Raw genomic sequence first — 22,164 nt, 5'->3', positions numbered from 1 at the left:
ATCCAGTGGAAGATTCCATTCACGAAGTCGAAAATGAAAATATAAACCAACGTGGAAACGAGAGCAGAAAATTGAGTTTCTTAAGTGCCGACAGACTCTTGGAGAAGTTATCCCGGCCTGAATTGGCTACGTTATACACAGACTTGAAGAATTACGCTGAACGTGCCTTGAAAGAACCCATGCCTTCCTTGTCGTTCCGTCTATATCGACAGTTCAGCGAGACGGGTGAGCGGAAAGCTTATGAGCAGGCTTATTTCGATCGAAGGGGCAGGTTGGCTGCTGTGGCGATGCTCGCATTGGATTCAGCTAGGCCGGATGCACTGCAAGCGCTGGAGGAAATGTTGTGGAACGTGTGTGGTGAGTATACGTGGTGCTTGCCCGCACATCTGGGTACGGGAGAGGTCGATCAGGTGAATGGAAACATTGATCTGTTCGCCGCAGAGACAGTACATATGCTGGCCGAGATGGTGACCATTCACGCCGATCGGCTGGATCGTCTTGTCATAGAGCGAATCAGGTCTGAGGCAGAACGGCGGATCTTCATCCCGCTTTACCGGGAGCAACGGAAGTTCCACTGGCAGACAGCGGATCACAACTGGTCGGCGGTCTGTGGTGGCTGCTGTGGCATGGCCGCATTGTTACTGCTCGAGGATGAGTCCACACTACAGGAATCGATCTCCCATACGGTCAGCTGTATGAACGCATTCTTGAGCGGTTATGGCGAGGATGGCGGCTGCGCCGAAGGTATTGGATATTGGGTATATGGCTTTGGTTATTTCACCTATTATGCCGAGATGCTTCGTGAGTACAGTAAGGGCGAACTGGATCTGCTGACAGGTTCCAAAATAGCAGCCATCGCAGCCTTCCCGCTGCGAGTTCATCTGTCAGGCGGAACATTCGTGAATTATTCGGACAGTGCCGAGCAGGAAGACATTCCTTCCGGACTACTCTCCCTGCTCGCGTCCCGGGTTGGGTTGCAGGTGGACCTGCCGCTTCATATTCCACTCCTTACAGATGATCCCTGTCATCGCTGGGCTCATCTGTTGCGGAACGTGATGTGGAGCGATCCGGCAGTATATGGTGGTGAAGGTGCCTCTGGGCAGTTTGAACGGGGATTTATTTTTCAAAATCTGGGCTGGATGATTGCAAAAGGCTCGCTCGATTCCCGGGATACAAAACATGCGAACGGCGCACCCACCCTTCATGTGGCTATTTCCGTTAAAGGTGGACATAACGATGAACCTCACAACCATAATGATCTGGGGCAGTTCATTATCCATTGCGGTGGTGAGAATATTCTGTGTGATCCAGGAGCAGGGTTGTACAGCCAAGTGTATTTTGCACCAGGCAGGGAGCAACTGTTCCACATCTCGTCATCCGGTCATAACGTTCCGCTCATTGAAGGCCAGGAGCAATGCTCCGGTCGGCAAGCACAGGCCCGTGTGTTAGAGGCAAAGCTGGCAGAGGGTAGCGGTGAGCTGAATACAACATTGGATCTGACATCCGCTTACTCTGGGGCAGCTTCACTGGCTCGTTATACGCGCCAATTTCATTGGAAGATGGCTTCTGAAGGTAGCGGGAATGGGGCGGAATTGCGTCTCATTGACCGTTTTCAATGGAAGAGCAGGATGGTGCTTTCGGCAGAACGATTCTCTTCGGTGGATGATTCAGATGCAGGATGTTCGAGCGTAGTGGAGCGCTGGATGAGCAGAGTACAACCTGAGGTGGTGAAGAGCGGTAACCTTCGCTGGCAAGGTGTGCATGGAACGGTCCATATGACGTATGATGCGAACCAGTGGCAGGTTTTTACGGAGGTTATGAAAACAGTTGATCATGACAATGTCCCAGTCACATTCTATCGGACGTCACTATCATGGACAGGTGTGATTGATGAGACGGATGTTCGGACAGAACGCCCTAATCCGCTTGAAACGGTATGTGAGGTACGCTTCATCATTGAACCGAAAATGGGAGAAACCGAGGTGAGCATGCGTGAGTAAATATACATCTGCGTCAACATATCCATGGAAAGATGAACTCGAACATTACCGTACATTGGCAGAACAAGCGGGCCCCCCTCCGGCAGACGGCTGGAATAGGGAGCGCAAGTTGGCACTTGTTGAGAGTGTTGTTCGCGCTTACACGCCATATCAGGACAACCATGGTGCAATTATTGATCCATTCTCAGGTGTGGAGAGATATTATTCTACACCAGCGTATGCCATGGCTGCGGCGGTTCTGGTTGATGCCGGGCGTACAGATTTGCTCCAATCCGCAGCAATAGCCCTGTCACAGAGCATTGATGCCGTGGTGAATCGTAGTGCACCAGACAATCACCCTGATTTTTTTCCGGTGCTCATGATGAGAGCTTATATGTTGTTGAAGTCACATCTGCCTGAACAAGCAAACATCTGGGCTGAGGCACTCAAGACGATCCATCCTGAACAAGATTATGTGTTCACGATGAGCAAGATGAATAATCCTAACCGCATGATTAACTGGAACGCCATTATGATCTCTGGCGAATATTTGCGGTGGCATGAACAGCTGGCGAGTGAGGATACAGCGTGGATGGATCGTTATCTGGAAGCCTATCATCTGCCCCGATTTACGGCTCTCGGGTTGTATCAGGATGGACCGCTGGACCGTCCGAATTGTCCATTTTCCTATGATATTGCCACCCGTTATCACCTTGGGGTGATGCTTGAGGCGGGTTACGAGGGAGCCACTGCCGATATGTTACGTGAACAGTTGCGCCATGGTGCCTTCAGCTCGTTACTGACGCTCTCGCCGCTAGGTGAGATTCCACCGCGTGGTCGCAGCTCCCAGCATCAGTGGAATGAAGCGGCGGCGGCTTATGTATGTTCTACACATGCAACGCAGGCTCTGGAGGAGGGAGATCCGGTGATGGCGGGCGCTTTTGCACGTGCAGCCAATCGGTGTTTTGCTGCTGTTGAGCGCTGGAAAATGGATGATGGACGCTTGAAAATTGTGCGCAATGAATATGCGCCAGAAGATCGGCACGGGTATGAAATCTATACCAACCACACCTGTTACAACCTGTGGACGGCAGCAGCACTGGCTCACGCTTGTCTCAGTGATCCGGGAGACGATGTGAGCGAAGTGTATCTTCCTTCCGAGGTGGGCAGCCGAGTGTTGCAGACCGATGGGTGGTTTGAAACTGTCATTGCTTCCATACCTGGTCAGCAACTGGTATTACACACGGCGATGAATGATCCGTATACGATCCCTGGTTTGGTACGGATTCAGCAGACAGGGTTACCTGGTCTGATTGGTCCGTCCGCTGCCAGCCATGTGCAGGCAGGATTCACGGAATTTGCCGAAGGGGTGGTCCGCCCGCTCAGCTATTGTCCTGCATGGAAGACACCAGATGGGATATGGCACAGTCTTGCAGAGGGGATTCCATCCGGTGGTGCATATGATCGTGACGTTGGATTGGACCCTGCACAGGGAGGAGGTTCCATTGTGTACGAGAAGGTGGGCCAGGATACGCCGAATCAAGTAGAGGGACATCTGGCGGAAAGAGCGGCGGAAGAGGGAGTAAACACCTCCGAGAATTCTTTTGCTGTGACATGGGTTGGTCCCTTGCCTGGCGTGGAAACATTGCGCACTCATTATGTGCAGCAGGCAGACTTGCTGACCATAACGTATGAATTCGAAGGTGAGATCACGGCGGCAGGTGCACTCATTCCGTTGATGTTCCATGATGGCCGTGAACAGGCGGTGATTACCCATACGGATCATAGTGTGCGAACGGCGTATCGGGGGGCCTATGTAGAATCTACAGCGCTGGATCAGGGAGCCATTATTCATCTGGAAGAGCAGGCTGTGGCTTCCCGTAATGGGTTGCTGAAGGAAGCGCGAATTGAAGTGAGCGGAGCCCGTAGTCTGACATTTTCGATCCGATTGGGCGAGTTTAACTGAAGTTGTTCAGGTTGAGGATGAGCTGGAGCATCAAGCATAGATGTCTGGTATTGAATCGAGGAGGGATATGTTCATGAACACATCAACGTCGGTAAAATGGCTCGAGGAAGCGTGGCAACAGGGGGCTTCCAAGACAATTCGAAATGCAAAGCGCATTAAGGATACATTTCCACACATTGCCCCACAAGGGATGTATGATCGGAATGATCCGGAATGGTGGACAGCAGGTTTCTGGCCTGGATTGTTATGGCTGGTCTATCGGGATGCGCCGGAAAGTGAAGCGGCGGCTTCGCTACATCGCATTGCCGAAAGCTGTGAGCGGCAACTGGAGGGTTGTCTACGTGATCCCGAATCGGTGGATCACGATCTGGGGTTCATCTGGCTGCTTAGTGGCGTAGCCAACTACCGCCAGACGGGCAGCATGGATGGACGGCGGCGTGGCATGCTTGCCGCCAACCTGCTCGCTGCCCGGTTCCACGTGCGCGGTGAGTTCATCCGCGCCTGGAACTTCAGCTCGTCAGCAATGGATACGCGCGGCGTAGCCATCATTGACAGCATGATGAACCTTCCGCTGCTCTACTGGGCATCCGAGCAGAGCGGCGACCCTCGCTTCCGCTGGCTGGCGGAAGCTCATGCGGACACCGTGGCGCGCGAATTCATCCGCGCTGACGGGTCCATCTGCCACGTGGTGGAGTTTGATCCACACACGGGGCAGAAGCTGCGAGAGCATGGCGGACAGGGCCATGCTCCAGGTTCCGCCTGGGCGCGGGGGACCGCCTGGGCGTTGCACGGGTTTGCGCTGTCTTTCCGGTATACGGGCGAAGCCCGATATCTGGAGACAGCGGAGCGTGCGGCCGATTTCTTCCTCGCCATGCTTGGCGAAGAGATCGTGCCGGTGTGGGATTTCCGCGCACCTGCGGAGCATCAGGTGGCGTGGGACTCGTCCGCTGCGGCGATTGCCGCGAGCGGGTTGCTTGAGCTGGCGAAGCTGTCGCCACGCGGGGAAACCTATGCCGCCGCGGGAGAACGTATCGTCCGCGGGTTGCATGAGCACTATAGCTCCGGCGACTCGGCAGCGGAAGAAGGTCTGATCATGCAGGGAACGGTGCATTACCCGGAAGGGCGAGGGTTGAATGTGCCGATTATATACGGCGATTATTTCTATATGGAAGCGCTGGCGAAGCTGCGTGGACATGAGGGGTTATTTTAAGTGTGAATTGCATAGTGGTGCTTGAAACAAATAGACGAATCAATTGTAATACAGCACTAAGTGTTAAGATAAGAAACTTCGTAGATTGGCATACTATAATAATTCAGTATTTAGTAATTAACGGATCCAATACAAATTCACGAGAAGTTTAAATTTGCTCAGAAACTCAAAAACCCAAGAGGTAGGAAAAAACATTAGGAAGTATAAAATATTTAACCAGTAGAATAAGTATTTATATAGTAGTTACAAAATACGAAATTAATAAAAAAATAATCCATCTAGTATAACAGTCAACATTAATTTGATGTCGACTGTACTAGTTGGACTAAGATTTTAATTTCTGTATATCTTTTTCAAACTCTTTAATTGGTTTATATACCCACTTATAATATAGACGGTTAAGGTGATTTAAACTAAGCGATTTATCGTTATGAATATTAAAAACCTCAATAAGGAGTCTCCTTTTTTCAACGTCAGAAAGCATGTCAGGCCTGTGGATGTATTCACTTTCTTTGATATTATATTTGATTTCATAGAAGGCCTTAACAAAGCTTTTTATTTCTGCACGATCAATATGCTTTAAAGAAAAGTCATTTAGAAGTTTGTTGATGAACCAATCAAGATGATACAGGAATTTAATATCATCCATTTGTGAGTAATAGAAGAGCCAGCCATATTTATGTTCCCTTGTCTCATCTCCATCAACTTTACTACTTATTGAACCAGTAATTTTATTATTCAGCCGAAAAATAAATTGTTTTGGGGAAATTTCTTTTGAATATTTATATTCTGTGAAGAGTCTAACAAGGGAGTTTTCGAATTTTTTTCGAGCAGCTTCTTTTACCTTCAATCCTATTTGTCCGTTACCTAATAACTCAATCGAATACCCTAGATAGTCAAATCCAACATCAATGTAGCCTTTCTTTGTTTTATCATTGTTTAATCTAAGATTTAGAATTGCTTCTATTTCATAGATGATTTGTCTTTCTAAGCTCTGTAATCTAGACTGTTGGCAAAATATTAAAATATCATCAACATATCTTAAATACATTATGTCACCTAGAGATTCAAACTTTTTATCTAATTCATTAATATAAATGTGCGACAATATATTTGAAATCGGCAATCCTTGCGGTACTCCTTCAGTTATAACTTCATGTGTGTTTGAAAAATTAGGTGTAGTTATAGCTTTGTGTATAAGTTCAAGTATTTCCTTTTTTCGAATTTTTAATTTTAATTTATCTAAAAGGATTCCATGTTTTAGAGTTCCAAAAAAATTAGATAAATCTATTTTTAGAAACGAGTCGTATTTTTGAAGGTTATCTTTTATATCCTGTAAATATTTTTGAGGCAGATGTTGGTGAACATCGAATGTTTTAGATAATATAAGATGTAAATTTTTTAGAACTATCTTATCTCTAATTGTAGGAATAGAAATAACCCTAGGTAAGGAATATTTAGATTTAATAATAAGTCTTTCTTTATAAGGGGTGAACTTATATGCACCAGCAATAACTTTATGGTTAATTATTTCAAAATGATCGTCTTTTTGTGAGACAAAACGATCATAATTGATCTTATCAATTCCGGCAGCAGTGTTGAACTTAATATAAGTTTCAAAAGTTTTTGATAATCCATTTATGGTGAATAATTTATTGTATTCTTTACTTGCAGACACTCATTCATCTCTCCTTATTTATAACGGAAATATAAAAAGATTAAAGCAAAAGGAACGGAAATTAAAATAACTTTAAAGAGAAAAGTAGTAGTATTATGAATTAAATATTTCCAGTAATTAGCCTTATCAATCTTTGAACTTATTTTCAATTGAACTTTGATATAATCTACTTCACTATGGTTGTCTGTTTTAGCTAGTATTTCATTGTATCGTCTCTCAAGGATCTGAAGGTTATTAATTACTTCGGAGTCTTCTTTATCTTCCCTCAATATATGTTTCAAATCAGTTTCTAGTTCTGTCAAGCTTAAATACGAGTCTTTATATTGCATAGCTTTTTCCTTGTATGCCATAGAAGTAAGAAACAATGTTGTTCCAAACAGTCCAACAGAGGCAATCACTGTCATTAATGCAATTATGTCAGAGTTCTTTTCTAATAAAGAGATTATTGAAAAAGCCAGAACTACAAAAGTGTAATAATTAACTAAAAATTGAGAAAATATATTATTTTTATTCATTCGTGCTTCTGCTTCCATACGGCTTTTTTTTGTCATCCATATCCTGTTATCGATAAAGTTCTTAATTTCATCTTGTAAGTTAGAGTTCATTTTAGCCTCTTATTGAATGTATTTGTAGGAGAGTCCCAAGTAAGTTCAAGTTATTATTCCAGAGGAATCAATGTTATACCAATTGATTAGAATACACTTATTATTTCGTGAAAGAATAAGTGTCGAATAGAAGACTCTCCTACATTAACAAATTCTCATAACATCATATATTTGTCAATCTAATGTGTGGTTAGTAACGTAAAATATCATTATTGAGAAAGTTTTAATTTTTTTGACTTTACTTTCAATTGACTAAAATGAATCTTGATCTGGACATATATATTTCTAATTAATATATTTGTGGCTTAAGTAAATCTATTGATTAAGCCATATCTGGTTTTTTGTATGGTTTGATAATTAATCAATTGACTTAGGCGTACGTCTCAGGATGACAAAGTCGGCAGAAGATTGATCTGGATAGCGCTGCGGAATAATCTCATGAACTTTGAAATCAGGGTAGTCGAAGAGATATTCGAACAGATTACGGTCCTGGATTGTATCAATCCCCGGGTTGCCGTTTTCTTTCAAACGGGTGTAAAGCACCACCCATGCTGTTGAGGAGTGCAGAATATCATAGAGGGTATTACGAAAATCTGTTTCATCCGTGATGTGATATAACACATCCAGACAGACCGTCAGATCGGCTTGCAGGAAACCTCGGTTAATCCATAGTCCTGGTGTATACAGCATGAAACTCTTGGAAGAATCCTTGGCAAATTGGGAAGCACAACGCTTTATTGAAGATGCCGCTACATCCACGCCCAGGTAGTCCTCATAATTCATGTATTGCAACTGGTTGCCATCCCCACATCCAAACTCAATGACACGATGAATCCCTTCACGTTGAATCAGTCCGTTCACGACCTCGGCCTTGAATTCAGCCAAAACCCCGTATGAACCCCTCCCGGAAGTTTCACCCGAACGATATGTTTCCTCCCAATACCCGATGTAATCAAAAGGCTGACGCATTATGTTTCCTCCAATCCTGTTAAAAGAAGTTCAAGACAGTCAATATACATAGGTATGCGCAATATTCGCAGGTATGATCGGTTGAAACAGGAATAGAAGATAAATTAATTTCCATAGAATTCCCTGAAAATTTCCTGAAAGTCTAAACATCTGGAAAGGACTTGCCGACATAAAACATAAGGAAAAAAATGATGATAATCGGGGGGAAATGATGTTAAAGCCAAGATTGACCAAGTACATGGTGATGATGCTGGTGTTGATGCTGAGTATTTCCAACGTAGGCTTGGCCGCTGCGGCAGACAAAGAACTGTCCAAAATTGTGGTTTCCAAGAATGAGATGTCGCTCGAAGTTGGTGATTCTGGGTCTGTTACGGTGACAGGGGTATATTCAGATAATACCTCGGCTAATGTAACGATTAGTACAACCTGGAGTAGCGAAGATACTTCGATAGCAACTGTATATAATGGTGCAATCACGGCCAAAAAGGAAGGTAAAGCGACGATTACCGCAGCTTACCAGGGTCAGAGTCAGACCGTTCAAGTGAAAGTGACAAAGAAGGTCAAAGCCCTTTCGAAAAACGTGCAAAGTCTGGATTTGCGCACGGGAGATACAAAAGAAATTATTTTGACAGCAACCTATAGTGACAATGAAACAAATAATGCAGCAGCAAGTACGGCAGAATGGTCTACCAGTGATGAGAAGGTTGCTACCGTTGTGAATGGTAAAGTAACTGGACAAAGCGCGGGTACGGCAGTTATTACTGCGAAAGTTGGCAGCCAGAGCGTGACAGTGGATGTTAACGTTGAAGTGGTTAAACGTGTAGATGTAGATAAACAACAGGTTAACCTGTTGTTGAACAAAAGTGAAAGTGTGAAAGTGACGGCTACGTATCCAGATGGCACAACCAAAGATGTAACCGATCTGGCGGAGTGGACATCCAGCAACGAGAAAGTTGCAGACGTTCTTAAAGGCGAAATTACAGGATACTCGGCAGGTTCTGCCAAGATCACAGCCAAATACGGTACGAAATCCGTATCCGTTGACGTGGATGTAGATCTGACCAGCAAGCTGAGTGTGGAGAAACAAAGTATTTTCTTCCGTTTGAGCGAGACAACCAAAACGGCTAATGTCGTTGTAACGGCTTCTTATCCAAACAGCAGCGATGTGAATGTAACGGATCAAGCGACTTGGACATCGAGCAACGAGAAGGTTGCTACGGTATTCAAGGGACAAGTTACAGCCATTAGCGCAGGTTCAACAACAATCAAAGCAACCTATAGTGGAAAAACTGTAGAAATTGCTGTAGATGTAGATACGGCAAGATATTTGGATATCAAAGATGTAAATGACAAACTCGCCATGAGTGTTACGGGAGATAACAAGTCCAAGACATTGGTAGCCAATGCCGAATATATTGATGCCAGTACAGAAAATGTAACTTCCAAAGCAACATGGACTTCAAGCAATCCAGATGTCGTATATGTATCAAACGGCGATCTGATTGCATACAAATCCGGTACGGCTACGATCACTGTAGCTTATGGCGGTAAAACAGCTAAGTTTACAGTGAATGTAGACGTAGCAGACAAGTATGAGATGGACAAGAAAAAAGCATCGGTAGCCGTGGGTGGAACGACTTCTGCCAAAGTACTGGCGTTGTATGGTGAAACATCCAAAGATGTATCTGAAGATGCAACTTGGAGCAGCAGCAGCGACAAAATCGCTGAGGTAGATAGCAAAGGGGTTATCACAGGTGTTGCTACAGGTAAAGTAACCATTACCGCGAAGATTGAAGGCAAAACACTGACTCTGCCTGTTGAAGTAGGTATGGCTAGTGGACTGGAAGCAGATGTGAACTTCGTTGTTCTGTCTGCCAAAGAAACTCAGACGATCCTTCTAACAGGTACGGATGAGGACGGCAACACGTTGGATGTTACATCCGAAGCAACCTGGAAATCCAGCAATGCACGTGTAGCGGATGTGAAAAAAGGCGTGATCACAGGTAACAGCAGTGGTAAAGCCAACATCACAGCAGAATATGGCTCCAAAAAAGTGACGATCCAAGTTGAAGTGGATGTCATCACACGTATTGAAGCTTCCGAGCCGGTCCTTTCCCTGAAATCAGGCGATACAGCTGATCTGACGGTAACTGCCTTCTTGAGCGACGGTAGCGAGCGTGATGTTACGGACAAAGCTGAATGGAAAACGAACAGCTACAAAGTAGCTCAAGTGACCAAAGGTAAAGTCAAAGCTACAGGTTCAGGTAAAGCCAAAATCACAGCCAAATACGGTAGCAAGTCTGTAACGATTGCTCTAGATGTGGATACACTGAAATATTTGCAGACGGATAAAGTGACGTTGACCATGAAACCTGGTGATAAGGTAACTGTGGCGGCTACTGCAACGTATGCTGATGGCAGTGAAGCTAATGTATCCAAACCGGCTCTCTGGAAATCTTCCCGTATTGCAACAGCATCGGTGAAAGATGGAATCATTCAGGCGAACGGCAAAGGTAAAGCAACAATTACGGTGACATTTGCAGGTGTGAAAACCAAAGTAACGGTAGTGGTTGAAGCGAAGTAATTGCTTTTCCAAATGTGAGCGTGAAACGCGCAAATAAAAAACGGTGATGCCAGCTAATAGCTGGTATCACCGTTTTTTGGTCTATAAACTAGAGCATGTCTTCAAGCGCTAACGAATCTGAAACGTCATATTCAGGGATCGTTCCCTGTAGGTTCTATAACTACATCGTGTGAGACAGTACCAGCGCACCATAGGCAAAAGCGATCACGATCAGAATGGCTGGGTGCAGCTTGGTCTTGGTCATGACCCAGAGGGAGATGCCTGCAATGATCAACGTCTGCCAGATGCCGATGGAATCGGTGGATAGCTGCCCGAATTCCCATGTGAGCAGAATCATGAGTACAGCGATAACAGGCTGCACGAGTAGGGTCATGCCTTTGACTTTCGGTGACGTGCGATGTTTGTTCAACAGACGAAGTAATATAATTAGTGCGGTTGCGGAAGGGACGATTGTAGCAAAACTTGCAATAAATGCCCCGAACCAGCCTGCCACGTGATACCCGACAAATGCAGCAATTTTGGTTGCAATCGGCCCGGGAAGGGCGTTACCAATCGCCAGTACATCCCCGAATTGCTCTGTGGACATCCATTGGTAATGGTTCACAATCTCTTCCTGCATGAGCGGAATCGAAGCCGGACCGCCCCCATATCCCAAGATGTTTGCTACGAAAAATCCCCAAAATAATTCCCACCAGGTCTGGAGCATCCTTAGGACACCCCCTTATCGGAATTGCCTTTGGACTTGAAGCGCTGAACCAGATCCAGATGGAAGACACCATATCCAAGGAAAACCGCGATCACAATCCCTGGATGGATATTCAGTAGTTGTAACGATACAAAGGCAATCAACCCGAATAGGGCGGCAAAAACTTTACCGAGTCCTCTCCAGGCTTTCATGGCAAATTCATAAGCCATCATGCCCAGCATGACAAAAATGACCGGCCGCACGGCGGCTACCATGCCGGCTACCACTTTCGACTCGCGCAGCGCGTACATGGAACCGAGCAGAGCAATAATGGCAATACTTGTCGGCAAAATATGAGCGAGTACGGACACTATCGCGCCCAGCACACCTTTGGTTTTATAACCAAGATATGCGGCCATCTTGGTCGCGATGGGACCCGGCAGGGCATTGGCGATAGCCAAAATCTCGCCGAACTCCTCATCACTGACCCATTTGTAACGCGTAACGGCTTCGTAACGGATTAACGGAATAACCGAAGGGCCACCGCCATATCCGAGAATTCCGGTCCGTACCATTCCGATGACGAGACCGTTGTAATCTTTCCAACCCATGCTGATTTCCTCCTAGAGTCTCATGCCCATCCGGCTTTTATAACGTTTCAACAATAGCTGTGATTCCACTTTGACGATACCCGGCATCTTATAGAGCTTCTCCAGCAAGAACTGCTCCATCTCTTCCATATCCGCAAAAATACCGTGCATGTGCAGGGTACTCGGGCCTGTCATATGATAAAGGCTGGTGACGGCTGGCTCTTCATCCAGTTTCTCCGCGACTTCATCCAGGAAGGGCGGTTCAACATCGACATTGAAAAAGGCCGAGACCTGAAGCCCAACTTTGCCAGGGTTGATTACAACGGTGAAGCGTTCGATGATTCCTTTTTCGGATAACGCATTAATGCGCGCCTGAACGGCTACACGCGACAACCCGATCTGTGTGCCCAGGTCCGTATAGGATATCCGGCTGTTGTGGTGAAGCGCGGCGATGATTTTGCGATCCATCTCGTCCAGATTGTACATTTGTGGAATTTCCCCCCCTTTGGAGGAGCGTTTCTCTGACATGTTGACCATCCTTTTCTTTCGCTATATGAAATGAACAATGAAATTTTACTGAACATACAATGTGTATGCGGCATTCATAGTTTAATGACGAATCGTAACTGGAGTCAATCTATTTATCATGATTATTGAATTTAACTGATTTTGAGCCTTCATTTTGTCATTTCGACCAATCGGAAATAAAAAGACCACTCGCACAGTCCAATAGCGAGCAGCCGTTAAATAATAGATAAGCTGGAGTGAAGCGCAAAGTGTGATACGAAGCATGTCCGGTTATGCTTGGGCTGTCTTGGGCAATAAAAGGGTAACGGTGGTCCCTTCCCCAGGCTCGGAAGACACTCTTAACGTTCCTCCTGCACCACGGGCACGCTCTTCCATACTGAACAATCCAACGCCATTCCCAGCAGTTGCTTCGCTGAATCCGGCACCCTGGTCTTCAATAATAACCATCGTCATGTCCTCAGCGTCTTCTATAGTAACACGTGCCTCGGCAACATCGGCATACTTCGCGACATTGGTTAAGGCTTCCTGAATAATCCGGTAGATGGCGATCTCCCGGTTCATCTCCAGACGTTTGCGCAAATTACATTCCAGATCAACTTCGATCCCGTAGTGACGGGTGTAATTCTCGATATACGTACGAATCGCCGGAACAACACCCAGGTCATCCAGAACGGATGGTCTCAGCTCCCATGCCATACCGCGTACATCTTCCATAATACCCGTGACCTGCTTACGCAGTGCTTCAACTCCGGCGTGAGGCTGTTCTGCCAGCAGTCGGTCCATTTGAATCACCAGAGAGAAGAGACTCTGTCCAATCCCGTCATGCAGTTCACGCGAGATCCGGCGTCTTTCCTCTTCCTGAATGTTCATGACCTGGGACATCATCTTCTGCAATTCACCTTCGACGGATTTCAGCTTGGTGACCTCGCTACGTACAGCCAGGTATTGATATGGCTCCCCGTCGTTATCGAGGAAAGGCACGATGGTAGTGTTGACCCAATAATGACTGCCATCTCTGGCACGATTGCGAATTTCCCCGTTCCAGACTTTACCTGAGGATATCGTCTCCCACAGGTTTTTCATAAAGCTTTTGCCATGGTATCCGGAATTAATGATTCGATGATCCTTACCGATCAATTCCTCGCGCTCATACTGCGAAATTTCACAGAATTTATCATTCACATACTGGATTTTCCCCTTGCGGTCTGTCAGGGCTACAATGGAGGATTCATCCAGGGCAAATTTCAGATCACTCAGTTGATGTAGGGAACCCTTCAACCTGCTGCGAAATTCATTATCCGTAATGTGATTATCGATTTCGTTCAGCAGGAGGCGTACGGGCTGGTCTGCGAGTCCACTTAGTCTGTTCTTGCGTGCACTACTCAAAGTTCAGCAACCCCTTTTTCATGGCGAATTTCACCAGTTCCGGTCGTGTACGCAGGCCAAGTTTCTCCATCAGATTGCTTTTGTGGGATTCGACCGTTTTGACACTGATGATCAGATGTTCGGCGATTTCCTTGTTGGCGTATCCTTTGGCAATCCAGGACAAAATCTCTTTCTCCCGCTCGGATAACGTGTCATACGGTCCGGCGTTTTCCTGTTTGGCTTTGTCCAGGTATTCACTCATCAGCCGCTTGGTCGCACTTGGGTACAGATAGGCGCTACCCTCTGCTACGGAACGAATTGCGGCAAGCAATTCTTCATGCGGCGCACTTTTGAGAATATATCCGGATGCTCCCGCGTGGATGGCGCGGAACAGATATTCTTCATCGTCATGCATGGTCAGTATCAAAATGGAGACATCCGGCATCAATTTCTTCAATTCAGCGGTAGCGGTCAGACCGTCTTTGCCTGGTGGCATGCTGAAATCCATCAAGACTACGTCTGGTTTCAACTCTTGAGCCTTGGCAATGGCTTCATCGCCATCTGCGGCATCTCCAACGATATGTATATCATTCTTTCCTTCAAGTAAGGCGATCAGCCCGGAACGCACGACAACATGGTCGTCTACAACTAATAGTTGAATCACATGATTTCCCCCTGTCCGCTTCCTTAGTTCTATCTATATCATAACAAAAAAAGAAGCCATTCAGAGCTTTAATCTCCGAATAGCTTCTCTCACACTCTAGTTCAAACTTTAACCAAACACCTTCGGATGAAGATGTAGAGCAACTTGCTCCGTCTGCCGGATCATGTCCGGTGAGAAGGTGCAAGGCAATCTGCTGCCAACGAGCAGCACGGCGCCAGGCACGCTTCCTTCCTGGAACACAGGTACCGCTATGGCACTTACCAGCCGCTCAGCAAGCATTAACGGGCAACGACCGGGTGTATGCTCCCCGGTGGATTGGGCATCAGATCGAGCTGTGCGTCCAGTCCGAAGGGCTGTGCCCACCAGATCTTGTCCGGGGCGCATTTCCATGCGTTTCACCCGTTCATTACTAGCCCCAGAGGTGTACTTCCAGCGTAGCATCGTCCCATTCAGACAGGCTAGTCCACAGAAGTCGCTGGATGTGTTCAGGCGCAGGCCGTCGATCATCTCCTGAATGCCAGATGGCAGTTCATCATGCATGAGAGGACACTTCCTTTTTCGAAATTATAACGTACGTGACGTAATTATTATCATTAACCTTTTAGGATCATCTTAAAGTAAGGGTATTACAATGTTAGTTCTATTGTAGACCCTTTCTCGTACGTTGTAATTCAGGGAAAACCCCTATTTCCGTTCTATAATTTACTGAACATGGGCAGTGGAGGGCTCCTGATTCAGGTGCACCAAGGGATTGAAGAAATGCGAAGGATGAGGCATATCGGTGAAATGTGACTTTTCTCACAGCAAATTCAGGGAGTTTCTCGATAAGGATCAGGTAATCCCCCGATAACCCTCGCGCTACTTTCGCGGTATGATGGATACATAAGGAATCACCGAGGGGGACGAAGGTTATGGGTACAGTATTTGTAGAAAGAACAACCCAAAGAACAGAGCAGAAACAAACGGAGGCGGGCAAAATGACACGGGAAACAGGCGGAATCCTTTCGTTCGTTACACCTGAGCAATGGGACCTGATTGAAGCAAAAATGCAGCCCAAACGGGTGAAGTCGGGGTATAGTCTCTTTCTCGAAGGCGATGAAGCCGGATATCTGTACTACATTCGTTCGGGACGAGTGAAAATGACCAAGTCGACGGAGGATGGCAAGGAAATTATTTTATCCATTCAGCAAAGCGGCGATCTCATCGGTGAATTCGGCGGCATCGGCGGATTGAATCATAGCTACAGTGCAGAGATGGCGGAAAAAGGGGAACTGGCCATTATCTCGCTTAGCGATCTGGAAAGTATACTCAGCAAACATGGTGATCTGGCCTTGAAATTCTTGCAATGGATGGCGCTGTCGCAGCGGATCACCCAGTCGAGATTCCGTGATCTGCTGCTCTATGGCAAGGCGGGTGCGCTCGCTTCGACACTGATCCGTGCCAGCAATTCGTATGGCAGGGTTACACCGGATGGCATCGTGCTGGACATGAAGCTGAACCATACCGATCTTGCTGAGATGATTGGAGCTACCCGGGAGAGCGTAACGCGGATGCTGGGGGCATGGAAGGAACAAGGTACGCTGGATATGATGGACGGCAAACTGATGATTCGGGATCTGGCGGCCCTGCGCTGTATGTGTGGATGTCCGACATTCCCGAGCTGTCCGGTAGAGCTGTGCCGACTGTAACATAGCTTGTTCCGGGTGTTACGAGTTGAGGGAAGAACAACGGTTGCATTCCCGAGGAACAAATTCGATTTGGATTTCAAATGAGCTTCAAGGCTTCACCTCCATTGGCGATTGGGGTCGTTACGGAGTAAAAGAAAAGCTGGCGTCCCATATATGGGAGTCAGCTTTTTGTGTTTCTTTGAAATTGTTCATGTGCATATTCACTGGAGAGAATCGAATAGATCACAGAGTCATGAAAGGAACCTTTGTAGAACCAGTGCTCGCGTAATAGCCCTTCTCGCTGCATGCCGATCTTCTTCATGACGTTCTCGGAAGCCTTGTTGTTCGGGCGGCATTTCGCGTAGATGCGGTGTACACCAAGTGTATTGAAGCCAAAGCCTAGTAGAGCACAGGTTGCTTCGGCGGCATAACCTTTTCCTTGATAGGCGGGATTAAGGACGTAACCGATCTCTGCATTGGTTTTCTCCATCACGTGAATACCTACTCCGCCAAGGAGAGTTCCATCACTTTTCAAACATATCGCCAGTTCATAGCCTTCTCGTGGTTTTGTCTGCTGCATGTCCAACACAAATTCCACGTACTCTCGCGTATCTTCTTCCGTATTCGGCCCCCACGCTGTATGCTGTGTAACTTCCGGCATGGATGTGTAAGCATGAATCCTCTCCCAATCGGCCTCCCGAATCTCCCGGATGATCAATCTGTCAGTCTCCAGTTGCATCGTTGTTCACTCCTATATCAATTGAACTAAAGAATATTACACTTGCCACTCCGATGACAGAACAACCTTCCGATCGCTGTTACCCCCAGATTTTTTTGATTCCCTTTTTCAAAGGGGAAAATCCGGGGATAAAGGCGAACGCTTCGCTTCTTCAGGTTATTTCTGTCCTCTCCGTTTCTCGTGTAAATGTTTAGATCAATTATATTGTAAAATAAAAATAGCCCAATAACCGATTCATGTAAAGAATGGGTTATTGAGCTATGTAAGTATGTGGAATGCTATTGTGGTTGTTTACATTGAACTGCGGGATAAGTATACGCCAGCTTACGAATGATTTCCTTTTGCCATCTCGTATCACCCAGATTGGTTGCCAGGTTCAGAAGATCCAAATAATCGTCAAGCTGCAGGTCAGCCTTTTGCAGAGTTGTATTCATTCGATGTTCGTTCCCCTTTATCTATAAAATCGTAAAATCATATGCAGTAGAAAGTTACAAAGAGACAAGTTCAATAATGATAATCATTATCACGTTTATATATTCATTATGCAATGAACGCTGGCAAAATGCAATCCCAAGTCTGCATCGAATTTAACTTTTTTCTGAAAATAGGCTCATCCACAGCACATAGGGAATGTATACACCGAGATATGCGGACGGATACAAGAACCAGCCATTCAACAGGAAATGGTGAATCTCGGTAGTGAATGTGGTCATATGAGCATTCGTCGCATACACATCACCAGCGATAACAGTTGCCGCACTGTAGAAACAGAGTAGCGCAAGAATATGGAATACTCGGGTGACCATCCGGGAACGAAGAGCAACATAAACCATAATTAGCGGAACAATTAACAAGAGCAACAAAAATACCAACTTCATCATCGTTGTACTCCTTCGGTAAATGGAATTCTAATGATCATCAGTATGGGCCAATAGACTCAACTTCTAAACTTTTTCATAAACTTTACAAAAAGAAAGAGGAATTCAGCATATGAACAATTAAATTAAAGGAGGATAACCCAATATCAGGTAATTTGGAGGAGGAGAAAGGGAATATGAAAAAGGCGTTATGGCAGCACTGGATCGGAGCATTCCTGGTCTTTATCATGATGGCAACCGCACTGCTGGGGCCGGGTTCGCAAAGTCCGGTACAAGCTGCAGCACCACTTACGGTATCTCAGGCCATCGCTGCCCAGAGCGGTGGAGGAACAGCAACGGTTGAAGGAATCATTGTTGGACATGCCACCGGGTCACTTACCGCGAAGTTTACATCTCCGTATGCCAATGATTTTAATGTTCTGATTGCAGATTCAGCGTCAGAGCGAACCAACGCCAGATTATTGGATGTACAGATTCCCTCATCTTTCCGTTCGCAATATGGATTGGCGTCCAACCCCAGTCTTGTAGGCAAAAAGATCATCGTAACCGGAACCCTTGGTGCCTACAACAGCTATGCAGGAGTCAAAAACCCAACGTCCATCACACTTTCCTCCGGAACAACCAATCCTGATCCAGAACCGAACCCAGGCACAACATTACCGGATGGTACCGGCAAAAAAGTATTGTTTGATAATACCCACGCCCAGACAGCAGGCGCTGCCGACTGGATTATTGACGGGGCATTTTCGGATTTTGCCAACGGTTTGCGAAACGCAGGCTTTGCCGTGGATCAGCTGGAACGCAGCATCCCGTATACATTCGGTGAGCAAGCCATCACCTATAATAAATTGAAAGATTACGACGTCTTTGTCATTGGCGAAGCCAACGTGCCGTTCAAAGCGACTGAACAGGCTGCGCTGGTGCAGTACGTGCAGAACGGAGGGAGCATTTTCTTCATCTCCGACCACTATAATGCAGACCGCAACAAAAACCGCTGGGATTCTTCCGAAGTATTCAACGGTTATCGTCGCGGTGCCTTCCTGAACCCGGCCAAAGGCATGTCTTCGGCTGAAGCCGAATCACCAGCGATGCAGAGTGTGACGAGTTCAGACTGGCTCGCGACGAACTTTGGTGTCCGTTTCCGTTACAATGCTCTTGGAGATGTAAATGCATCGGATATCGTTGCACCTGCACAATCCTTCGGCATTACGGCTGGTGTTAATTCTGTAGCCATGCATGCGGGATCGACGGTTGCAATTATAGACCCTAACAAGGCCAAAGGTTTGGTGTATGTACCAAGTGGTGTGTCCAAGTGGGGCAACGCTGTTGATCAGGGCGTATATAATGGTGGTGGACGAGCCGAAGGGGCCTATGCCGCCATTGCCAAGATTGGTGCGGGCAAAGCCGCATTTATCGGCGACTCTTCACCTGTGGAAGACGCTACTCCGAAATATTTGCGTGAAGAGACCGGTGCGACCAAGAAGACCTATGATGGATTCAAAGAAGTGGATGATGCAACGTTCCTTGTCAATACTGTGAAATGGCTCGCGGTCAAAGAGAGTTATACCAGTCTGGCACAAGTGCCAGGACTGACATTGGATACGGCAACAAGCCTGCTTCCTATCGAAGCTCCGGCTGCATCAACCGAGCCGCAACTTGAGCCATGGGCTGCACCTGCGGCAGGGTACAAATGGTATGACCCGACTACATTTAAGACAGGTTCATACGGAAAAGCGCAATAAGTGAAATAGACAGGACATCAAATAATGCGAGTAGGGTCTGACCGTGGAGTTTTGCGGACAGGCTCTTTTTTGCTTGTTATATCAGTTACAATGAAGCCCATGATTAGCTCCTACAGCCCTGCCATTGCATAAATAACTGCTCCGGAGGGGAAGGTATGGGTACTAATGATGCGGCGTGAAGCCCAACCCAACCAGAGGAGGCGGCGAATGATGACTCGGCAAGCAGACTGTGACAGTTCCTCGATGAGGCAGAAGCTTAAGGCAGACCTCCATCTTGTAGCAGAACGTATGAATCTGACGTTATCCCGATTTGACAATGACAGTGCCTGTCTGCTGGGGCAATTTGCAGAGATTCGAGCGGAGATCAAGCAGATCGAGGTGCTCGCCTCTTCGTTTTATCTGGATTGTTATCTGTCACCCTTTACCGAGAAGTTTGCCGAATTAACATCGAGCGTACAGCATCTATCTGACCGGAGATATGGGGCGTTGATTGTGATTGAACGGGAGATTCCGTTGGAGTCGATCATCCACTCAGGGGTGGCAGTGGATGCAAGAGTCACCCATGCGCTGCTTGAATCGCTGTTCATTCCCGGTGCGCCATTACATGACGGGGCTGTGTTGATTCGTGGCAATCAAATTGTATCCGCTGGTAATGTGCTGCCGTTGTCGCAAGCGGAAGTGCATGAACGAAAAATAGGCACTCGTCATCGGGCAGCACTGGGACTCAGTGAATTGACGGATGCGGTTGTACTGGTTGTCTCCGAGGAGACAGGACAGGCTTCATTTGCTGTAGATGGCGATTTACATCCAATCAATGTGGTTGAGACGCTCCCTTAAATGTGAACGATCAAGTGGCCTACTCGGGGCAAATAGGTTGATGCAGTTGAGGGAATTGTACCTTTCTCCTTAAGGGAGAGAGGTTTTTCTATTGATAGACGAGAAAATTATAATCTGAAATTCCGACAGCTTTGCCCCCGCCATACGAGAAACATCGACCGATGCTTCTCTAACATTGCGATGTGATTTTGCACAAACTGGGTATTCATGGGTACAATAGAGGATGGTCAATGAATAGAGAACAATGCGATTGGATCGCAAAAATGGTTGGAGGAGACGGTTAGCACATGAGTTGGTTTGAAGCAATGGAGCATCACGATTATGAGGAACTGGTTCTGTGCCAGGATCGAAATTCAGGGTTAAAAGCAATTATCGCCATACACGACACAACACTCGGCCCTGCGCTGGGAGGCACACGGATGTGGACTTATGCTTCAGAAGAAGCAGCCATTGAAGATGCCCTGCGCCTTGCCCGTGGTATGACATATAAGAATGCGGTATCCGGACTGAATCTGGGCGGCGGCAAAACCGTTATTATCGGAGATCCAAGGCGCGACAAAAACGAAGCAATGTTTCGAGCGTTTGGACGATATATTCAAGGGTTGAACGGACGTTATATCACGGCCGAAGATGTGGGAACAACGGAAGAGGACATGAACCTGATTTATCAGGAAACAGATTATGTGACAGGCATCTCGGCGAGTTATGGTTCATCCGGTAACCCATCACCTGCAACGGCTTGGGGTGTATATCGGGGGATCAAGGCAGCAGCCAAAGAAGCATTTGGTACCGATCTGCTGGAAGGCAAAACAATAGCGGTCCAAGGTGTCGGCAATGTCGCGATGCATCTGTGCAAATATCTGTATGAGGAAGGTGCACATCTGATCGTTACGGATATCCATAAGGACTCGGTGAAACAGGCTGTGGATCGGTTCGGCGCAACAGCTGTTGATCCCGCAGACATCACGAGTGTGGATTGCGATATATATGCACCATGTGCACTGGGCGGCACGATTAATGACGATACGCTCAAAACGCTCAAGGCGAAAGTTGTAGCAGGCTGTGCCAACAATCAGCTGCTGGAGACCCGTCATGGGGATCAGTTATATGATATGGGCATCGTTTACGCGCCTGACTATGTTATCAATGCAGGTGGTGTAATTAACATTGCGGATGAGCTGAACGGTTACAACGCGGATCGGGCGTGGAGCAAGATCGGAGAGATCTATTCCAATCTGGAGAAAATATTCGAAAGCTCACGTACCGAGGGCATCGCTACCTATGTTGCCGCAGATCGTCTGGCTGAGCGACGGATCGGACAGATGAAGAATACGCGCAGTACATTCTTGCAGAATGGCCACCACGCGTTGAGTTCCCGGAGATTGCGCAAGTAAACAGTATTGAATCATTACCAAATCTGTAAACGGTCTGTTAGATAACGGCAACGTCCATTCCTAAAATGGATAGTGTCGATCTAA

20 protein-coding genes are annotated in these 22,164 nt (G+C 46.7%); 8 read left to right on the top strand and 12 right to left on the bottom strand.

Features of this window, described 5'->3' with window-relative positions; all coding sequences use genetic code 11:
- The first annotated feature begins 71 nt into the window (after positions 1-71).
- From J2X75_RS22890 to J2X75_RS22880, 3 genes are all read left to right on the top strand, one after another.
- Positions 72-2,000 carry a heparinase II/III domain-containing protein gene (locus J2X75_RS22890; protein WP_310340382.1) on the top strand — a complete coding sequence of 643 codons (1,929 nt, stop codon included), beginning with the start codon at positions 72-74 and terminating at the stop codon, positions 1,998-2,000.
- Positions 1,993-3,945: a glycosyl hydrolase gene (locus J2X75_RS22885; RefSeq protein WP_310340381.1), complete on the top strand. Its 1,953-nt coding sequence runs from the start codon at positions 1,993-1,995 to the stop codon at positions 3,943-3,945. Before J2X75_RS22890 ends, J2X75_RS22885 begins: the two co-directional genes overlap by 8 nt.
- 73 nt (positions 3,946-4,018) lie before the next feature.
- Complete coding sequence (locus J2X75_RS22880; protein WP_310340380.1) at positions 4,019-5,155, top strand: glycoside hydrolase family 88 protein; 1,137 nt, start codon at positions 4,019-4,021, stop codon at positions 5,153-5,155.
- Between the two features lie 325 nt (positions 5,156-5,480).
- Here the strand turns inward: J2X75_RS22880 and J2X75_RS22875 are convergent, their stop codons facing one another.
- The 3 genes from J2X75_RS22875 to J2X75_RS22865 all read right to left on the bottom strand — a co-directional run bounded on the left by J2X75_RS22875 (position 5,481) and on the right by J2X75_RS22865 (position 8,407).
- Complete coding sequence (locus J2X75_RS22875; RefSeq protein ID WP_310340379.1) at positions 5,481-6,833, bottom strand: reverse transcriptase domain-containing protein; 1,353 nt, start codon at positions 6,831-6,833, stop codon at positions 5,481-5,483.
- 14 nt (positions 6,834-6,847) lie between these two features.
- On the bottom strand, positions 6,848-7,438 hold the full coding sequence (locus J2X75_RS22870) for an SLATT domain-containing protein (RefSeq protein WP_310340378.1): 591 nt from the start codon (positions 7,436-7,438) through the stop codon (positions 6,848-6,850).
- A gap of 357 nt (positions 7,439-7,795) precedes the next feature.
- Positions 7,796-8,407, bottom strand: a complete 612-nt coding sequence (locus J2X75_RS22865) for a methyltransferase (RefSeq protein WP_310340375.1) — start codon at positions 8,405-8,407, stop codon at positions 7,796-7,798.
- Positions 8,408-8,618: 211 nt separating this feature from the next.
- Here J2X75_RS22865 and J2X75_RS22860 point away from each other — a divergent pair, with 211 nt between their 5' ends.
- Positions 8,619-10,991 (top strand): Ig-like domain-containing protein, encoded by a 2,373-nt coding sequence (locus J2X75_RS22860; protein WP_310340373.1) that lies wholly within the window; start codon positions 8,619-8,621, stop codon positions 10,989-10,991.
- A gap of 160 nt (positions 10,992-11,151) precedes the next feature.
- On the opposite strand, the gene chrA is transcribed toward J2X75_RS22860, so the two are convergent.
- The 6 genes from chrA to J2X75_RS22830 form a co-directional block, all read right to left on the bottom strand.
- Complete coding sequence (gene chrA / locus J2X75_RS22855; RefSeq protein WP_310340370.1) at positions 11,152-11,697, bottom strand: chromate efflux transporter ChrA; 546 nt, start codon at positions 11,695-11,697, stop codon at positions 11,152-11,154.
- 2 nt (positions 11,698-11,699) lie between these two features.
- Positions 11,700-12,287: a chromate efflux transporter ChrB gene (gene chrB, locus J2X75_RS22850; RefSeq protein WP_310340367.1), complete on the bottom strand. Its 588-nt coding sequence runs from the start codon at positions 12,285-12,287 to the stop codon at positions 11,700-11,702.
- A gap of 12 nt (positions 12,288-12,299) precedes the next feature.
- A complete protein-coding gene (gene chrS / locus J2X75_RS22845; protein ID WP_036616550.1) occupies positions 12,300-12,794 on the bottom strand; it encodes a chromate efflux transcriptional regulator ChrS in 495 nt (164 codons plus the stop codon).
- 270 nt (positions 12,795-13,064) lie between these two features.
- Positions 13,065-14,180: a PAS domain-containing sensor histidine kinase gene (locus J2X75_RS22840; protein WP_307540490.1), complete on the bottom strand. Its 1,116-nt coding sequence runs from the start codon at positions 14,178-14,180 to the stop codon at positions 13,065-13,067.
- Positions 14,173-14,823, bottom strand: a complete 651-nt coding sequence (locus J2X75_RS22835; RefSeq protein WP_017691068.1) for a response regulator — start codon at positions 14,821-14,823, stop codon at positions 14,173-14,175. Before J2X75_RS22835 ends, J2X75_RS22840 begins: the two co-directional genes overlap by 8 nt.
- A 108-nt stretch (positions 14,824-14,931) precedes the next feature.
- Positions 14,932-15,363 (bottom strand): GAF domain-containing protein, encoded by a 432-nt coding sequence (locus tag J2X75_RS22830; protein ID WP_310340361.1) that lies wholly within the window; start codon positions 15,361-15,363, stop codon positions 14,932-14,934.
- 371 nt (positions 15,364-15,734) lie between these two features.
- Here J2X75_RS22830 and J2X75_RS22825 point away from each other — a divergent pair, with 371 nt between their 5' ends.
- Complete coding sequence (locus tag J2X75_RS22825; RefSeq protein WP_240662277.1) at positions 15,735-16,511, top strand: Crp/Fnr family transcriptional regulator; 777 nt, start codon at positions 15,735-15,737, stop codon at positions 16,509-16,511.
- Between the two features lie 160 nt (positions 16,512-16,671).
- Here J2X75_RS22825 and J2X75_RS22820 read toward each other — a convergent pair whose 3' ends face one another.
- The 3 genes from J2X75_RS22820 to J2X75_RS22810 all read right to left on the bottom strand — a co-directional run bounded on the left by J2X75_RS22820 (position 16,672) and on the right by J2X75_RS22810 (position 18,110).
- Positions 16,672-17,229 carry a GNAT family N-acetyltransferase gene (locus J2X75_RS22820; RefSeq protein ID WP_310340357.1) on the bottom strand — a complete coding sequence of 186 codons (558 nt, stop codon included), beginning with the start codon at positions 17,227-17,229 and terminating at the stop codon, positions 16,672-16,674.
- Positions 17,230-17,507: 278 nt separating this feature from the next.
- Positions 17,508-17,663 carry a hypothetical protein gene (locus tag J2X75_RS22815; protein WP_017691064.1) on the bottom strand — a complete coding sequence of 52 codons (156 nt, stop codon included), beginning with the start codon at positions 17,661-17,663 and terminating at the stop codon, positions 17,508-17,510.
- 153 nt (positions 17,664-17,816) lie between these two features.
- A complete protein-coding gene (locus tag J2X75_RS22810) occupies positions 17,817-18,110 on the bottom strand; it encodes a hypothetical protein (RefSeq protein WP_124118050.1) in 294 nt (97 codons plus the stop codon).
- A 224-nt stretch (positions 18,111-18,334) separates the two neighbouring features.
- Between J2X75_RS22810 and J2X75_RS22805 the strand changes: the two genes are divergently transcribed.
- The 3 genes from J2X75_RS22805 to J2X75_RS22795 all read left to right on the top strand — a co-directional run bounded on the left by J2X75_RS22805 (position 18,335) and on the right by J2X75_RS22795 (position 22,080).
- Complete coding sequence (locus J2X75_RS22805) at positions 18,335-19,849, top strand: DUF6359 domain-containing protein (protein ID WP_310340466.1); 1,515 nt, start codon at positions 18,335-18,337, stop codon at positions 19,847-19,849.
- Positions 19,850-20,056: 207 nt separating this feature from the next.
- Positions 20,057-20,686 carry a sporulation-specific diadenylate cyclase CdaS gene (cdaS, locus tag J2X75_RS22800; protein ID WP_310340351.1) on the top strand — a complete coding sequence of 210 codons (630 nt, stop codon included), beginning with the start codon at positions 20,057-20,059 and terminating at the stop codon, positions 20,684-20,686.
- A 287-nt stretch (positions 20,687-20,973) separates the two neighbouring features.
- The gene (locus tag J2X75_RS22795) at positions 20,974-22,080 is read left to right on the top strand and encodes a Glu/Leu/Phe/Val family dehydrogenase (RefSeq protein WP_310340348.1); all 1,107 of its coding nucleotides are present in this window, start codon (positions 20,974-20,976) and stop codon (positions 22,078-22,080) included.
- Positions 22,081-22,164: the final 84 nt, after the last annotated feature.

The sequence above is a fragment of the Paenibacillus sp. 2003 genome, assembly GCF_031455635.1.
Lineage (GTDB): Bacteria > Bacillota > Bacilli > Paenibacillales > Paenibacillaceae > Paenibacillus > Paenibacillus amylolyticus_B.
The sequence above is the reverse complement of the archived record's forward strand: the minus strand, read 5'-3'. Positions and strand labels throughout refer to the sequence as shown.

Excerpts from the sequence above, each read along its gene's own strand:
- J2X75_RS22880 (WP_310340380.1), top strand. The coding sequence starts at position 4,019 with ATGAACACATCAACGTCGGTAAAATGGCTCGAGGAAGCGTGGCAACAG.
- J2X75_RS22870 (WP_310340378.1), bottom strand. The coding sequence starts at position 7,438 with ATGAACTCTAACTTACAAGATGAAATTAAGAACTTTATCGATAACAGG.
- J2X75_RS22865 (WP_310340375.1), bottom strand. The coding sequence starts at position 8,407 with ATGCGTCAGCCTTTTGATTACATCGGGTATTGGGAGGAAACATATCGT.
- J2X75_RS22860 (WP_310340373.1), top strand. The coding sequence starts at position 8,619 with ATGTTAAAGCCAAGATTGACCAAGTACATGGTGATGATGCTGGTGTTG.
- chrA (WP_310340370.1), bottom strand. The coding sequence starts at position 11,697 with ATGCTCCAGACCTGGTGGGAATTATTTTGGGGATTTTTCGTAGCAAAC.
- chrB (WP_310340367.1), bottom strand. The coding sequence starts at position 12,287 with ATGGGTTGGAAAGATTACAACGGTCTCGTCATCGGAATGGTACGGACC.
- chrS (WP_036616550.1), bottom strand. The coding sequence starts at position 12,794 with ATGTCAGAGAAACGCTCCTCCAAAGGGGGGGAAATTCCACAAATGTAC.
- J2X75_RS22830 (WP_310340361.1), bottom strand. The coding sequence starts at position 15,363 with ATGCATGATGAACTGCCATCTGGCATTCAGGAGATGATCGACGGCCTG.
- J2X75_RS22825 (WP_240662277.1), top strand. The coding sequence starts at position 15,735 with ATGGGTACAGTATTTGTAGAAAGAACAACCCAAAGAACAGAGCAGAAA.
- J2X75_RS22820 (WP_310340357.1), bottom strand. The coding sequence starts at position 17,229 with ATGCAACTGGAGACTGACAGATTGATCATCCGGGAGATTCGGGAGGCC.
- J2X75_RS22815 (WP_017691064.1), bottom strand. The coding sequence starts at position 17,663 with ATGAATACAACTCTGCAAAAGGCTGACCTGCAGCTTGACGATTATTTG.
- J2X75_RS22810 (WP_124118050.1), bottom strand. The coding sequence starts at position 18,110 with ATGATGAAGTTGGTATTTTTGTTGCTCTTGTTAATTGTTCCGCTAATT.
- J2X75_RS22805 (WP_310340466.1), top strand. The coding sequence starts at position 18,335 with ATGATGGCAACCGCACTGCTGGGGCCGGGTTCGCAAAGTCCGGTACAA.
- cdaS (WP_310340351.1), top strand. The coding sequence starts at position 20,057 with ATGATGACTCGGCAAGCAGACTGTGACAGTTCCTCGATGAGGCAGAAG.
- J2X75_RS22795 (WP_310340348.1), top strand. The coding sequence starts at position 20,974 with ATGAGTTGGTTTGAAGCAATGGAGCATCACGATTATGAGGAACTGGTT.